This is a genomic window from Cupriavidus sp. 05N39 (assembly GCF_056397325.1).
In genome coordinates this window covers 1-14635 of the sequence record NZ_JBFTNE010000146.1, presented here as the reverse complement: position 1 = coordinate 14635, position 14635 = coordinate 1, and the positions used below count along the sequence as shown (strand labels likewise).

12 protein-coding genes and 1 pseudogene are annotated in these 14635 nt (G+C 65.0%); 11 read left to right on the top strand and 2 right to left on the bottom strand.

Translation table 11 applies throughout. From position 1 onward, the window contains the following. A partial coding sequence (locus AC1DN0_RS37585) for a diguanylate cyclase domain-containing protein (protein WP_477146451.1) occupies nt 1–709 on the top strand: 709 nt, incomplete at its 5' end. A 264-nt stretch (nt 710–973) separates the two neighbouring features. Then, nucleotides 974–1369, top strand: a pseudogene (locus AC1DN0_RS37580) (aminotransferase class V-fold PLP-dependent enzyme); the annotation flags it as partial. Nucleotides 1370–1736: 367 nt separating this feature from the next. Here the strand turns inward: AC1DN0_RS37580 and AC1DN0_RS37575 are convergent. Beyond that, nucleotides 1737–2642 carry a LysR family transcriptional regulator gene (locus tag AC1DN0_RS37575; RefSeq protein WP_441635775.1) on the bottom strand — a complete coding sequence of 302 codons (906 nt, stop codon included), beginning with the start codon at nt 2640–2642 and terminating at the stop codon, nt 1737–1739. A gap of 452 nt (nt 2643–3094) precedes the next feature. Between AC1DN0_RS37575 and AC1DN0_RS37570 the strand changes: the two genes are divergently transcribed. From AC1DN0_RS37570 to AC1DN0_RS37530, 9 genes are all read left to right on the top strand, one after another. Next, nucleotides 3095–6142, top strand: coding sequence for a xanthine dehydrogenase family protein molybdopterin-binding subunit (locus AC1DN0_RS37570; protein WP_441635773.1), 3048 nt, complete (start codon nt 3095–3097; stop codon nt 6140–6142). Beyond that, the gene (locus tag AC1DN0_RS37565; RefSeq protein WP_441635771.1) at nt 6139–6954 is read left to right on the top strand and encodes an FAD binding domain-containing protein; all 816 of its coding nucleotides are present in this window, start codon (nt 6139–6141) and stop codon (nt 6952–6954) included. Before AC1DN0_RS37570 ends, AC1DN0_RS37565 begins: the two co-directional genes overlap by 4 nt. Beyond that, on the top strand, nt 6951–7529 hold the full coding sequence (locus tag AC1DN0_RS37560; RefSeq protein WP_441635769.1) for a (2Fe-2S)-binding protein: 579 nt from the start codon (nt 6951–6953) through the stop codon (nt 7527–7529). The genes AC1DN0_RS37565 and AC1DN0_RS37560 overlap by 4 nt, the downstream gene beginning before the upstream one ends. After that, the gene (locus tag AC1DN0_RS37555) at nt 7522–9120 is read left to right on the top strand and encodes an AMP-binding protein (RefSeq protein WP_441635767.1); all 1599 of its coding nucleotides are present in this window, start codon (nt 7522–7524) and stop codon (nt 9118–9120) included. Before AC1DN0_RS37560 ends, AC1DN0_RS37555 begins: the two co-directional genes overlap by 8 nt. A gap of 3 nt (nt 9121–9123) precedes the next feature. Then, nucleotides 9124–9939, top strand: a complete 816-nt coding sequence (locus AC1DN0_RS37550) for an enoyl-CoA hydratase/isomerase family protein (protein WP_441635765.1) — start codon at nt 9124–9126, stop codon at nt 9937–9939. 179 nt (nt 9940–10118) lie between these two features. Continuing rightward, nucleotides 10119–11468, top strand: coding sequence for an MFS transporter (locus AC1DN0_RS37545; RefSeq protein WP_441635764.1), 1350 nt, complete (start codon nt 10119–10121; stop codon nt 11466–11468). Nucleotides 11469–11886: 418 nt separating this feature from the next. Further along, complete coding sequence (locus tag AC1DN0_RS37540) at nt 11887–13509, top strand: putative bifunctional diguanylate cyclase/phosphodiesterase (protein WP_441635763.1); 1623 nt, start codon at nt 11887–11889, stop codon at nt 13507–13509. Between the two features lie 162 nt (nt 13510–13671). Continuing rightward, nucleotides 13672–13833 carry a hypothetical protein gene (locus AC1DN0_RS37535; protein WP_441635783.1) on the top strand — a complete coding sequence of 54 codons (162 nt, stop codon included), beginning with the start codon at nt 13672–13674 and terminating at the stop codon, nt 13831–13833. Beyond that, a complete protein-coding gene (locus AC1DN0_RS37530; protein ID WP_441635781.1) occupies nt 13830–14177 on the top strand; it encodes a hypothetical protein in 348 nt (115 codons plus the stop codon). Before AC1DN0_RS37535 ends, AC1DN0_RS37530 begins: the two co-directional genes overlap by 4 nt. Before the next feature lie 215 nt (nt 14178–14392). Here AC1DN0_RS37530 and AC1DN0_RS37525 read toward each other — a convergent pair. After that, on the bottom strand, nt 14393–14635 hold a 243-nt coding region (locus tag AC1DN0_RS37525; RefSeq protein WP_477112120.1), incomplete at its 5' end, for a tyrosine-type recombinase/integrase.

Sequence of the window (14635 nt, the reverse complement as noted above, 5' to 3'; positions counted from 1 at the left end):
CGTCCAACGCGTGCTCAACGGCGAAAGGGTCGAGTACGAGGTTGGAGCGACGCTTAACGGGAGTCGACGTGTCCTGCGCGGTGTGCTGGTGCCGCGTCGGGTCCACGATCAGGCGGCTGATGGGTACTACCTGCTGGTGCAGGATGTGACTGAGCGAACGGCATTGCTTGATCGCCTGCGGCATCAGGCGTTCCACGACGCGCTGACCGGCCTGCCTAACAGACGCTCGTTCCTCGAGAGGCTGGATGCGGCATGCGCAGCAAGCGGCGACGGTGTGGCTGCCATCATGTTTATCGACCTGGATGGCTTCAAGGCTGTCAACGATACATACGGGCATCAGTGCGGCGACGAAGTACTTGTTGAAGCCGCGCGCCGGATCAGCCGCTGCGTACGTGGCGGGGATCTGGTTGCGCGGCATGCAGGGGATGAGTTCACGTTGCTGCTGACCGGCCCTGCGTTCGATCGTGCTGCACTGGAGAAGATTGCACGCGCAATCCTGCGGACACTGAGCCAGCCCATAAGGTTCGGGGCGAACGTCGTCCAATTATCGGCGAGTATCGGCGTGCTACCGCACGACCAGGCAGCCTCATTGAGTGGCGAAGCCCTGTTACGCGCCGCGGATGCCGCAATGTATCGTGCGAAAGTCGCAGGCAAGGCGCGTATTGTCGTGCACGAGCTTAACGATTCACCGGTCGGGATGCGCGGTTGAGAACGAGGAACGTCGCTGATTCCGGAAAATGATGCTCGTCGCGTAGGCGATGCAGGATTAAGTAACTTCACGGTAGCGTGGTCGAAATAACCAGCGAGCCATTTCGCTGACCCAAGYGCCTACGCATGAAAATCCAGTAGAGTAAGGAGTCTGATCGCAAGCTCGCCTCGTACGGTGGGATCCAGCGGCGCGCCGCTTGCGACCACGTTCAAGACCGTCACCCTCGCGCCTATCCCTGCTGCCATGACAAAGCCCCCACGGTACATCTCCGGCGCGAAGCTGGACATTGAGGAAATCGTGCGGCGGGCGCGGCTGGTCAAGCCCGGCCTCTACATCATCGTGGACGCGGTACAGCACGCGCCGCACGGCCTGATCGACCTGCAGAAGACGCCCGTCGACGGGATCAACATCGCGCCGTACAAGTTCTTCGGCTGCCGGGGATCCGGCATTGCCTGGCTATCGGATCGCGCCTCGCTGCTGCCGCACCACAAACTGAACGGCAAGGCGCCTGGGTTCTGGAACCTGGGCAGTTCCGCGCCCTGGCAGTTCGCCGTGGTCTCTGAAATCGTCGATTACGTTTGCTGGCTCGGCGGCCTATCTGGCACGGTGGCAGATGGCGAGGGCGCTGCCCGCAGGACACTGTTCGAGCGCGGCATTAGCGTTCAGCGCCTCTCGCCTGTCATCGGGTCAAACACGTTTATCAGAAACTATGATATTTCGGATCAATAAACAGTATTAGACCTGATGCACCTTCCTGACTAGGCTTGCCTCACATTGAGTGCGACGGGGCCAGTCTGGACCAGTTTGGCCTGAGCCGCACACCGACGACCCAGGAGTCACGCCATGCCCAGGCAACCCGCCGAAACGACGAACAGCGCGCCGTAAGCCGCGCCATTGCCCGAAGGGGCGCTGACCCTGCGCAGCTGGCTGCGCCACCTCGGCAACATGGACCGGCTGGCAGCGATGCGCCGCGCGCGGTGCGCAGCCCGATGCAAGGGCAGGGGTAGCCAGGGCCGCCGCACCCGCATCAGGCGGCGGTGCCTGACACCCTCCGGATCTCCTCGGCCACGATCGCGATCAGCGCATCGGCTGCTGTGCTGAGCGGGCGCTGCGGATGGCTCACGCACACCAGGTGGCGCACGATGCGCGGCGCCAGGATGGGGTACATGCGCAGCCGGCCCTCGTCCACCGCGCGTTGCACCACGATGCGCGGCAGCACCGTGGCAAAGCGCGTGGCCTCGACGAACTGGACGATGGTGCCAAGGATGTCGATCTCGAACTTCGGCTGCAGGGTCACGTCTTCCAGTTGCGTGGCCGCATCCAGCACGCCGCGCAAGCCGTGGCGTTTGGTGGGCAGCACCAGTTCCAGCCCGGGCAGCTTGGTGAGTTCCACCGCTGCCGGCAGTTCCGGGCCATGCTCGGCGCTGGTAACCAGCACCATTTCCTCGTCATGAAGGGATTGCACATGGAGCGAGAGCTTGCCACGGGGCTTATGCACCACGGCCGCGTCGAGCTGGCCGGCGGAGACCAGGTCGATCAGCGTGGCGCTGAATCCGTCCGCCACCGATACCTCCACATTCGGGTAGCGCGCATTGAAGCGCACCAGCGACCCCACCAGCACGCTTTCCGTTTCGGAAGCCACCATACCGATGGAGATGCTGCCGGCCACCTGCTCCTCGCGTTGCATCAGTTGCTGCCGGGCGTTGGCGAGGTCCCGCGTGATCGGCAGGCACAGGCGGTACATCATGCGGCCGGCCGCTGTCGGCACCATCCCGTGCGGGATGCGATCGAACAGCTTCTGTCCGAACTCTTCTTCCAGCTTGGCGATCTGCATGCTGAGCGCCGGTTGCACGATATTCAGCCGCTTGGCCGCGCGCGTGACGGAGCCGTCTTCGAACAGCGCAATGAAGTACTGGATCTGTCTGAGGTCCATGCTAAGTGGGTCGATTCGGTATCAACGAATTTGTGTAACGGGACTGAGCGTATCAGCTTTTTTGCTGCGGCAGGTCTCGGAAAGCCTGGTCGATATATGGGGGAAACCCTTATCTTTGACGTGCTGTGAGGCAACATGTGCCTACTAAGGACCGCCCTGCATGGCATCATTAAAAATGATTAGCACAATCAAAAAACAATATTAGAACTAATACCATATTCTCACTAAGCTCCTGTTCAACGTTGCATGAACCGGCGGATTCGCCCACCGGGTCCGGCGCGCAGAACGGAGTCAGGAATGAGACAGAACGATGCTGGCGGCATGACCGGCACGACACTGGAGACAGCGGTAGCGGGCGTTCGCCCCGTGCCGCGTGGCATCTCCCCGTGCCGGCCCGCAATCCCCGCTAACCAGATGGACCGTGCCAGTTCCGCCACGCGGGAGGGCCGGTCATGAGCGACAAGCGCAGCCTGCCCGCCGCAGCGGCGGCTATCCACCTTGAATCCGCAGCGGCCGGCGCGGCCTCGCGCCAGCGTCACGTCGGCCGCTCGATGGAGCGGCTCGAGGACGCCGCGATCCTCACCGGCCGTGGCCGCTATGGCGACGACCTGGGCGTGAAGCCGGGCACCCTGCACGCCGCTATCGTGCGGTCCCCGCATGCGCATGCCGAACTTGGCACCATCGATGCCAGCGCGGCACTTGCCGCGCCGGGCGTGCATGGGGTGCTGACCGGCGCCGACCTGGCAGCCTGGTCGCGCCCCTTCGTGGTGGGGGTGAAGGCGCCGATGGAGCAATGGGCGCTGGCCACGGACCGCGTGCGCTATGTGGGCGAGCCGGTGGCCGTGGTAATGGCCGAGAGCCGTGCCCTGGCCGAAGACGCGCTCGACCTGGTGCGGGTGAATTACCGCGTGTTGCCGCCGGTGGTATCGATCGAGGCCGCGCTGGCCGACGATGCGCCCATCCTGCATCCCGGCGTAGGCGCCAATGTGGTGAGCGACCGCCACTTCCGCTACGGCGAGCCTGAAGCCGCCTTTGCCGCGGCTCCGCACCGGGTCACGCTGACCGCGCACTATCCGCGCAACACCTGCACGCCGATCGAATGCGGCGTGGTGATTGCCGAGTTCCTGCCCGGTGACGAAGGCTACGACGTCACCTCCAATTTCATGGGGCCGTTCTCGCTGCATGCGGTGATGGCGATGGCGCTCAAGGTGCCGGCCAACCGGCTGCGCCACAAGGCCCCGCGCGATTCCGGCGGCAGCTTTGGCGTGAAGCAGGCGGTGTTTCCTTACGCGGTGCTGATGTGCCTGGCGTCCCGCAAGGCCGGCGCACCGGTGAAGTGGGTGGAGGACCGGCTCGAGCATCTCAGCGCCGCCACCTCCGCCACCGCGCGGCTGTCCACGCTGGAAGCCGCGGTGGAGTCAGACGGCCGCATCAAAGCACTGGCCTATGACCAGATCGAAGACTGCGGAGGCTATCTGCGCGCGCCGGAGCCCGCTACCTTCTACCGCATGCATGGCTGCCTGACTGGCGCCTATGACATTCCCAACCTGCTGGTGCGCAACCGCGTGGTGATGACCAACAAGACGCCCACCGGCCTGGTGCGGGGCTTTGGCGGCCCGCAGGTGTATTTTGCGCTGGAGCGGCTGGTGCATCGCATCGCGACACAACTCGGGCTCGATCCACTCGATGTGTATCGCCGCAACTTTGTCGCCGCCGATGCCTTTCCCTATCGCGCCGCGGCGGGCGCGTTGCTGGACTCCGGCAACTACCAGCTGGCGCTGGCGCGCGCGCTGGAAGAAGGCGGCTACCACGAGCTGACGTGCCGCCGCGATGTCGCACGCGCCGAGGGCCGGCTCTATGGCATTGGCTTTGCCGCCATCGTCGAGCCCTCGGTGTCGAACATGGGCTATATCACCACCGCCATGCCCGCCGAGGCGCGCAAGAAAGCGGGGCCGAAGAACGGCGCCATCGCCAGCGCCACGGTCAGCGTCGACCTGCTCGGCGGCGTGGTGGTCACCATTGCCTCGACGCCGGCCGGGCAGGGCCATATGACAGTGTGCGCGCAGGTGGTGGCCGATGTGCTCGGCGTGAATCCGGCCGACGTGGTCGTGAACGTCGAGTTCGATACGCACAAGGATGCATGGTCGGTCGCCGCCGGCAACTACTCCAGCCGTTTCGCTGGCGCCGTGGCCGGCACAGTGCACCTGGCCGCCGAGCGGGTGCGCGACAAGTTGGCGCGCATCGTGGCACCGCAGTTCGGCTGCACGCCCGCCGAGGTGGTGTTCGAAGACGGCCGCATTGCCCGCAAAGGCGCGCCCGAATCTGGCCTGCCCTTCACGCGCGTGGCCAGCAATGCGCCGCACTGGTCACCGCAGCAGTTGCCGGCCGGAGAGGAGCCGGGCCTGCGCGAGACGGTGTTCTGGTCGCCGCCCAACCTGGAAGCGCCGGATGAGAACGACCGCATCAACACCTCGGCCGCCTACGGCTTTGCCTTCGACATGTGCGGCGTAGAGATCGACCGCGCCACGGGGCGCGTGCGCATCGACCGCTACGTGACCGCGCACGACGCCGGCACGCTGCTCAACCCGGCGCTGGCCGATGGCCAGATCCGCGGTGCCTTCGCCCAAGGGCTGGGCGCGGCGCTGATGGAAGAGTTCCGCTACGGCGCCGACGGCAGCTTCCAGTCCGGCACGCTGGCCGACTACCTGATGCCGACCACCTGCGAGGTGCCGGACCCGGTGATTGTGCACTTGGAAACGCCAAGCCCCTTCACGCCGCTCGGCGCCAAGGGCCTGGGCGAGGGCAACAACATGAGCACGCCGCCCTGCATCGCCAACGCGGTGGCCGACGCGCTCGGCGAGCAGGACATCCGCCTGCCGCTGACCCCGGCCAAGGTGATGGCCATGGTGGGCTTCGACGATCCGCCGCCGTCGCGCCCCGAGCTGCTCGAAGCGATGCGCGAGGCCGCCGTGCCCGCGGCCCGCAAGGGCAGCGGCAAGGCGCTCACCGCGCGCGGCTCAGTGGATCTGGATGCCACGCCCGAAGCCATCTTCGCCGTGCTGGTGGACCCGCAGGCACTGGCCAAGGTGGTGCCAGGCTGCCACGCGCTGGAGCGCACCGCCGAGAATCACTACCGCGCCGACGTGACGGTGGGGGTTGGCATGATCAAGGCCCGCTTCGAGGCGGAGATCGCACTGTCGGACCTCGATCCCCCGCGCCGGCTGCGGCTGGCAGGCGCAGGCATGTCCTCGCTGGGCAGTGCGCGCGGCGCCGGCCTGGTGGAGCTGGTCCCGCATGGCAGCGGCACGCGCCTGAGTTACGACTACGAGGCCGAGGTATCCGGCAAGGTCGCTGCCGTGGGCGGACGCATGCTGGAAGGCGCCGCCAAGGTGGTGCTGCGCCAGTTGTTTGAATCGCTCGGCCGCCAGGCCGCCGGCAAGCCGGTACGGCCGCAAGGCTGGCTTGCCCGCCTGCTGGCCCGTTTGGGAGTCCGTCGATGAAACCATCCGCTTTCGATTACCTGCGCGCCGAAACCACGCAGCAAGCGCTCGATGCGCTGGCCCGCGGCGCCGAGGGCGCGCGCGTGCTGGCCGGTGGCCAGTCGCTGATGGCGGTGCTCAACATGCGCCTGGCGGCGCCGCAACTGCTGATCGATATCTCGCGCACCGCCGAGCTGAACACGGTGCGGGTGGAAGACGCTCACCTGGTGGTGGGTGCCGCGGCCACGCAGGGCAGCGTCGAATGGCGCACCACGCTGGCCGACGAGGTGCCGCTGCTGGCCATGGCCTTTCCGCATATCTCGCATTTCCAGATCCGGAATCGCGGCACCGTGTGCGGCTCGGTCGCCCATGCCGACCCGAGCGCGGAATTGCCCCTGGTGCTGACCGCGCTGGGCGGCGAGGTGGTGTTGCGTTCAGCCCGCCGCCGCCGCGTGCTGCCTGCGGCCAGTTTCTTCCAGGGCATGTTGATGACGGCGCGCGAGCCCGACGAGCTGGTGGAGGCGGTGCGCTTTCCGCTGCGGCGCCCCGGCGCGCGCTACGGCTTTGCCGAGTTCTCCGCACGCCATGGCGATTTTGCGCTGGTGGCCTGCGCGGCCACCGTGACCGATGACGCCATCGCGCTGGCGGTTGGCGGCGTGGCGGACCGGCCGGTGCTGGAAACCTGGCCGCGCCTGCAGGGCAAGGACCTGGAGGAGGCCATCAACGATTTCAGTTGGAAACTGGGCGCGCAGGACGACGCCCATATCAGCGCGCAGTACCGCCGGCACCTTGTGCGGCAACTGGGCATGCGTGTGATCGAGGAGGCAAAATGAGCAAGACCACCAAGGGCGCCGTATCCGGCAAGCCCGCCGAGGTGATGCAGCGCCAGGAGCAACGCCGCATCACCCTGACCCTGAACGGCCGCGAGCGCAGCGGCTATTGCGAGCCGCGCGAGCTGTTGTCGGACTTCCTGCGCCACGAGCTCGGTGCCACCGGCACCCATGTGGGTTGCGAGCACGGCGTCTGCGGCGCATGCACGGTACGCGTCGACGGCGTTGCCGCGCGCTCGTGCCTGATGCTGGCGGTGCAGGCCGAGCACCGGGCCATCGATACCGTCGAAGGGCTGGCGCCGGCCGAGGGACTGGGCGATCTGCAAGAAGCCTTCCGCCGCCACCACGCGCTGCAGTGCGGCTTCTGCACGGCCGGCATTCTGATGTCGTGCGCGGACTACCTGGAGCGCGTGCCGGAACCCAGCGAAGCGCAGGTGCGCGACATGCTGTCCGGCCACCTGTGCCGCTGTACGGGCTACACCCCCATCGTGGCCGCCGTGCTCGACGTAGCCGCGATCCGTGCACGGGCTCGTTATGCTGCTGCCGGCGTAGATACCCAGGAGGCCTGCGATGCTTGATCTAGGCCGCACCTTCCTGCAAAGCGTGGAGCGCAGCCCGCACGCGCCCGCCATTGTCGACGGCGACCTGATGCTTACCTATGCGCAATGGTACGAGCGCATCCGGTGCGTGGCGTCCGGCCTGCGCGAGATCGGCCTGGCGCCGGGCGATCGCCTGCTGGCCGTTCTGCAAAACCGCTGGGAAATGGCGACGCTGCACTGGGCCTGCCAGTTCGCCGGCATCGTGATGGTGCCGCTGAACTGGCGTGCCAAGCCGGAGGAGCTCGATTACTGCGTGCAGGATGCCGGCGTCAAGGCGCTGGTGTTCGAGCCGGTCAGCGCCGATGCGGTGCTGGGCAGCCCGGCGGCGCAGGCCGTGCCCTGCATAGCGCTGGACTGCGCGGCTGGCGGCTCGATGTCCTTCGCTTCGCTGCTGGACAGCGTTGCGCTGCATGGCGGCCCGGTGGCAGAAGCGGGCGATGTCTCGCTGATGCTCTACACCTCGGGCACCACCGGCAAGCCCAAGGGCGTGCCGCGCCGCCACCAGCAGGAGCGTGCCGCGGCGCTGGCGCACGTGGCGCAGAACCTGTATCGCCATGGTGAGCGCACCCTTGGCGTGATGCCGCTCTACCACACCATGGGCGTACGCTCGCTGCTGGCAATGGCGCTGGTGGACGGCCTGTTCGTCTGCGTGCGGCGCTGGAACGCCGGGCAGGCGCTCAAGGAGATCGCCACCCACAGAATCAGCTGCCTGTACCTGGTGCCGACGCTATACCACGACCTGCTGGCCGATCCGGGGTTCGATGCCTCCGTCGTGCGCAGCGCGACCAAGCTCGGCTTTGCCGGCGCCTCGATGAGCGACGGCCTGCTGCGCCGCCTCGCGCAGGCCTTCGAGCCGGAGCTGTTCGTGAACCACTACGGCTCGTCGGAGGTGTACACCTTCAGCGTGGACCAGCGCGCCACCCGCAAGCCCGGCAGCGCCGGGCGCGCCGGTATCAACACGCGCCTGCGCGTGGTGCGCCTGGATGCCCGCTCACCCGACGATCTGGCGGCTACCGGCGAGGAAGGCCAGATCATCGCCGACCTGCGCGGCGACGAGGCCTTCGAGGGCTACTGGAACCGCGCCGACGCCAATGCAAAATCGCTGCGCGATGGCTGGTACTTCACCGGCGACACCGGCTACTTCGATGCCGAGGGCGACCTCTTCGTCAGCGGCCGGGTGGACGACATGATCATCAGCGGCGGCGAGAACATCTCCCCGGTCGATATCGAGTCGGTGCTGTCGCTGCATCCGGCGGTAGATGAGGTGGCGGTGGCCGGAGTGCCGGATCCGCGCTGGGGCCAGAAGGTGGTGGCTTTCGTCAAGCCGCGCGGCAACATCGACGCGCAAGCCCTGGATACCTACTGCCGCGGCTCTGACCTGGTCAATTTCAAGCGCCCGCGCGACTACGTCTTCGTGGCGGAGATTCCCAAGTCGCCGGTTGGCAAGATCCTGCGCCGCAAGCTGTCCGCCGGCGACTACGCGCTGGCCCCGCATTCCGTGAGCCCCGACCCTAATCCCAACCCCAACCAGGCAGCGGACGCCGCGCCTGTCGATACCATCAAGGAGTAAGACATGACCCAGGCAACCGAGATGATCCATCCCGACCAGCAGCGGCTCCAGCAACTCGACGGCTTCTCCGTGGAGATCGATGCCGGGCGCGAGCGTGCGGACATCATCCTGCACCGTCCACCCTACAACGTGATCGCCATGGCAGCGCGCGACCAGTTGCGCGCCGTCATTGAGGCGCTTGATGCCGACCATCGCGTGCGCGTGATCGTGCTGCGTTCGCAAGGCGAGCATTTTTCCAGCGGCGGCGATATCAAGGGCTTCCTGGAGGCATCGCCCGAGCATGTCTCGCAACTGGCCTGGAACGTGGCGGCACCGGCGCGCTGCAGCAAGCCGGTGATTGCCGCCAACCGCGGCTACTGCTTTGGCGTGGGCTTCGAGCTGTCCCTGGCGTGCGACTTCCGCATCGCCACCGAGACCACGCAGTACGCGCTGCCGGAGCAGAAGCTCGGCCAGATCCCCGGCTCGGGCGGCTCGGCGCGCCTGCAGAAGATGGTGGGCATCGGCCGCACCAAGGACATCGTGATGCGCTCGCGCCGCATCTCGGGCAAGCAGGCTTATGAGTGGGGCATCGCCGTGGAATGCGTGGCAGACGCCGAGCTGGAAGCCGCCACCGATGCGCTGGTCGACGAACTGCGCGGCTTCTCGCCGCTGGCGCAGCGCACCGCCAAGAAGCTGCTCAACGACACCGAGGACGCGCCGCTGTCGATCGCCATCGAGCTGGAAGGGCATTGCTATAGCCGCCTGCGCAGCTCGGACGATTTCCGCGAAGGCGTGGAAGCGTTCCACGGCAAGCGCAAGCCGGCGTTCCGCGGCAGCTGATGGCAATCGCGGGCGCGCCGGCAAGGCCGCTCGCATCCCGGACGAACTGACCGGATAACGATGCCCGCTGCCACGGGGCAAGCATCGCGGGGGGAGCGCTTGCCTGGCGGCAAGGCACCGCCCGCGCGCCAACCCTGCCGTAATGATCCAAGCAGAGATCCAAATCAAAGGAGACAACAATGGAAGCCGTAGCAAAGAAGAGTGCAGCGACGATCAGCGAGGCGCTGCCAGCGGCGAGCAATCGCCAGGTGTTTGGTGCCGTGGCGGCGTCGTGCATGGGATGGGCGCTGGACCTGTTCGACCTGTTCATCCTGCTGTTCGTGGCGCCCGTGATCGGCAGGCTGTTTTTTCCGTCGGAGCACGCCATGCTGTCGCTGGCGGCGGTGTATGCGTCGTTTGCCGTGACGCTGCTGATGCGGCCGCTCGGCTCGGCGATCTTCGGCTCTTATGCCGACCGCCACGGCCGCAAGGGGGCGATGGTAGTTGCCGTCACTGGCGTTGGCTTGTCCACGGCGGCGTTCGGCCTGCTGCCCACGGTGGGTCAGGTTGGGCTGCTTGCGCCAGCCTTGTTTATCCTGCTCCGGCTGGTGCAGGGTATCTTCGTTGGTGGCGTGGTGGCATCCACCCACACCATCGGTACCGAATCGGTGCCCCCATCCTGGCGCGGCGCCGTCTCCGGGCTGGTCGGTGGCGGTGGCGCGGGCATCGGGGCATTGCTGGCTTCCATTACCTACATGGCGATGACCGCGCTGTTTCCGGGGGAAGCGTTCGATGCCTGGGGTTGGCGCTGCATGTTCTTCTCCGGCATCATCAGCTCGTTGCTCGGCCTGTTCATCTTCAACTCGCTGGAGGAGTCTCCGCTGTGGAAGCAGTTGCAGGCGGCCAAGGGGCATGCCGCGCCGGTTGAGAACCCGCTGCGCGTGATCTTCTCCCGCCAGTACCGTGGCGTCCTCTTCGTCAACATCCTGCTCACCGTGGGCGGTGGCAGCGCCTACTACCTGACCTCCGGCTATCTGCCGACCTTCCTCAAGGTGGTGGTGAAGGCACCGGCTGGCGAGGCTGCCGCCATCCTGATGGCTAGCAGTTTGGGTGTGATCGTGGCATCGATTCTTGCCGGCCACCTCAGTACGATGATCGGCCGCAAGCGAGCCTTCCTGTTGATCGGCGCGCTGAACGTGATGGTGCTGCCGCTGCTCTACCAGTGGATGCCGGCGGCGCCGGACACCACCACGCTCGGCCTGTATGCCGTGGTGCTGGCCATGCTGGGCTGCAGCGGCTTTGCCCCGATCCTCATTTTCCTGAACGAACGGTTCCCCACCAGCATCCGTGCCACGGGGACCGGGCTGTCATGGAATATCGGATTTGCCGTCGGTGGCATGATGCCGACGTTTGCTTCGCTGTGCGCCAGCACCCCGGCCGAACTGCCCATGGTGCTGGGCATCTTCCTGGCGGTTGTCACCATCATCTACCTGGTGGGTGCGTTCATCGTTCCGGAGACGGCAGGGCGCCTTGGCGACAATGGAGCGTAGAGATCCAGCCCGGGCCGTCGCATAAAATCTCCGACAGGTGCTTGAAGGGGACGGCGAAAATGATGAGCTTGCTGGGGGAGGCCTCGGACGATGTTGTGTATGGACTAACTCTGGGGGGCAGGTGGTCGCGTTTTGTCGTCCGCTTGATAACAAGCGCAACACACGATGAATGACCGACTTGCATGCGGGGGCAGCATCATCCCCATGAAAGCCAGGGGGGGCGCGAGCGCATCCCAATGTTCGTAGCGGTGGCAAACGCGGCTAGAATGCAATGAGCCCATGGTTTGCGCACGTGCGATGCCTTTGGGTCCGAAGCGAACAGATGGCCCCAAACAAAATGGAACGACAGACTGACTCTTGTCCTCCCCGCCCGAAAGATGCCGGCGCCCGACGGCCCGCACCGCCTCACCTTGGTGACATGCTTGATAGCCTGAGCGACGGATTCATGTCGATAGACAGATCGTGGCGCTTCACCTATCTCAACCATACAGCTGAACGATACTTGCAGCAGGAGCGGCAAAACCTGCTGGGACGCGACATATGGCAGTGTTACCCGGACTTGGTGGACTCCGGCTACTACCGCGTCTATCAGCAGACGGCGGCAACTGGACTCCCCGGTCGGCATACTGACTATTACGCACCGCTCGGCACCTGGTTTGAGGCTCGCTCATTTGCCCACGACGATGGCATCACGGTACTCTTCCGCGACGTCACGCGCGAACACGAGCACGCGGCGCTGTTGGAGTTTGAAGCTAGTCACGACTATCTGACTGGTTTGCCCAACCGGCGCAAGTGCATGGAAGCGCTATCAGGCGCGGTCGCCGAGGCTGCTTCATCAGATTTTACGCATGCTGCTTCCCTGGCGGTGCTGTTTATTGACCTGGACCATTTCAAGGAAGTCAACGATGCGTTCGGTCATGCTGTCGGCGATGATCTGCTGCGCGGCTTTGCGAAAAGGCTACTCGCAATTCTCGCACCTGAATTTTTCGCCGCGCGCGTAGGGGGCGACGAGTTTGTTCTGCTGTTACGCGATACTACCGAAAAGGCGGCAGAAGCGTTCGCGCATGCGGTGCTCAGTGAGCTCGCAATGCCATTCGAGGCATGCGGAAGGTCAGTCTCCCTGTCGGCTAGCATTGGCATCGCGCTACTGAGAGAAGCGCCGGAATCAGCCGAGGCATTGCTGAGTCGTGCCGACACGGCCATGTACGCAGCGAAGTCATCTGGCCGATTTCAGGTGCGCGCGTACGATGGCGCACTCGACCGGGGCATGCGTGACCGCCTTGCCTTGCGCATGGATCTTCGTGAGGCGTTTGCCGCGAACCAGTTCGAGCTTCATTTCCAACCTCAGATAGCACTCGCGGATGCTTCCCCAATCGGTGCTGAGGCGCTTCTTCGCTGGCGTCATCCTGAACGAGGATTGCTGATGCCATACGCATTCCTGGATGTGCTACTTGAGTCCCCATATGAAGGCGCCCTCGTCGAATGGCTGCTCAATGCAGTTTGCCGGCATATCGGTACCTGGCGACGGCTGGGTGTGTCCATACCGCGGATCGGCCTCAATCTGTCGGCTCGGCAACTTCTCTGTGGGGGACTGACAGACATGATTCTCCGTATCGCGAGGGCATACGACGTCTCCCCCGCAATGCTCGACATTGAAGTCACGGAGGACAGTCTGGTGAGCGATATCGAAAAGGCAACGTCCGTTCTTGCCGCGCTGAAGCTAGCCGGCATATCCACATCGCTGGACGACTTCGGCTCTGGATACTCCAGTCTCGGCTATCTGGTCCGACTGCCCATCGATACTCTGAAGATCGACAAGTCGTTTGTTCGAGCGCTGGTCGATTCGGAGAAGGCGTCGGCGATCATCCGAAGCATTGTCGGTCTCGCTCGTTCGCTGGGAATGAAAACAATCGCGGAAGGCGTCGAGTGCCAACGCCAGGCGGCGGAGTTGAAGGATGCCGGATGCGATGCCATTCAGGGCTATCTAGTCAGCCGCCCGCTTGACTCGGAGGCCTTTGCGGAATTCATGCTGCGTGTGTGATAGCGCCAAACGGACATTGTTTGCGGGCCGTTGGCGCGGTGAGAGTCGCCAGCGTGAATTGATCAGCCCGATCCCTGACGCTTCACCTTGGCTGGAGGCGTCACTTCTTGGAGGGGCCTGCCATGTGCGAGGTCACCTTGATTGGCATGGATCTCGGAAAACATGCCTTTCCTTTGCATGCCCAGGATCGCGGCAGGCACGAAGCGCTACTATCTGGCGGTGCTGCAGCGCAAGCCAAGGGCGCTGCGCAATGGCGCACCGTTCGGCGAACTGCCGGAGGGCTTCATTGAATGGCTGCAACCCACTCCGATCATCCTCCTATGAAATCCCGATCAGTATTACCCAGATGGAGTCGTTTCTATATCCTGGATGCGGAGAACCGGCCTGTCCAGGTGTTGGACCAGGACGAGTGGTCGCGCTGGATGGCTGAAAACGAACTGATCTTCCGCCGCACGCTGATGGAAGACTGCGGCGTCGTGGTCACTACCCGTTTCCGCGGGGTGTCAGAGCCAGCACCTAAGGACACACCGCTGTTCGTGACTCGTGTTGTTGGGAAGGTGGCGGAAGAAAACGAGAGCTACGGAGCCTGCACGCTTGAAGAGGCGCTGGAGCAACATGAACAGCTAGTGCAGAAGCTCATTCGCGCATTGCGCGCCGCTCATCGCTAGATTGAGCCAGGATGTGAAACGGCGCGAAGGTGTTCGGAATCCGTCTCCGCTTGCCTCAACGCATTCCTGCCGCCCATGGCAAAACGGCGCACCTGAGCGGTACGCCGTTGGAAAATTCACAATCTCGTTGGAAATTCCGCGTCATGAAACGGGGTGTTTTCCGTAAGCTCTTGCCCCCGGCGGAAATAAGAGGAAGGCCAGCAGGGGAGCTAGCCCTAACGCGTCCACCCAATCCGGTGACGTTCCTGCGTGGCCTCATGCCGCGCATCGTCTTCGGTGTGCAGGTAGGCGCTGGTGGTCGATATGGAAGCGTGCCCGAAATTGTCCCGCACGAAACGCAGGTCCACCTGCTGGTCGGTCATGTGCGACCCCGCGGTATGGCGCAGCCAGTGCGCCGAGGCGCTGGCGAGCACCGCGGCCCGGCTTTCCCACTCGGGGCCGCGCGCGCGCAGGCGCGC

What these genes read in the sequence shown, in the direction of transcription:
- AC1DN0_RS37575 (WP_441635775.1), bottom strand. Translation starts at nt 2,642, where the DNA reads ATGGACCTCAGACAGATCCAGTACTTCATTGCGCTGTTCGAAGACGGC.
- AC1DN0_RS37570 (WP_441635773.1), top strand. Translation starts at nt 3,095, where the DNA reads ATGAGCGACAAGCGCAGCCTGCCCGCCGCAGCGGCGGCTATCCACCTT.
- AC1DN0_RS37565 (WP_441635771.1), top strand. Translation starts at nt 6,139, where the DNA reads ATGAAACCATCCGCTTTCGATTACCTGCGCGCCGAAACCACGCAGCAA.
- AC1DN0_RS37560 (WP_441635769.1), top strand. Translation starts at nt 6,951, where the DNA reads ATGAGCAAGACCACCAAGGGCGCCGTATCCGGCAAGCCCGCCGAGGTG.
- AC1DN0_RS37555 (WP_441635767.1), top strand. Translation starts at nt 7,522, where the DNA reads ATGCTTGATCTAGGCCGCACCTTCCTGCAAAGCGTGGAGCGCAGCCCG.
- AC1DN0_RS37550 (WP_441635765.1), top strand. Translation starts at nt 9,124, where the DNA reads ATGACCCAGGCAACCGAGATGATCCATCCCGACCAGCAGCGGCTCCAG.
- AC1DN0_RS37545 (WP_441635764.1), top strand. Translation starts at nt 10,119, where the DNA reads ATGGAAGCCGTAGCAAAGAAGAGTGCAGCGACGATCAGCGAGGCGCTG.
- AC1DN0_RS37540 (WP_441635763.1), top strand. Translation starts at nt 11,887, where the DNA reads ATGCTTGATAGCCTGAGCGACGGATTCATGTCGATAGACAGATCGTGG.
- AC1DN0_RS37535 (WP_441635783.1), top strand. Translation starts at nt 13,672, where the DNA reads ATGCCTTTCCTTTGCATGCCCAGGATCGCGGCAGGCACGAAGCGCTAC.
- AC1DN0_RS37530 (WP_441635781.1), top strand. Translation starts at nt 13,830, where the DNA reads ATGAAATCCCGATCAGTATTACCCAGATGGAGTCGTTTCTATATCCTG.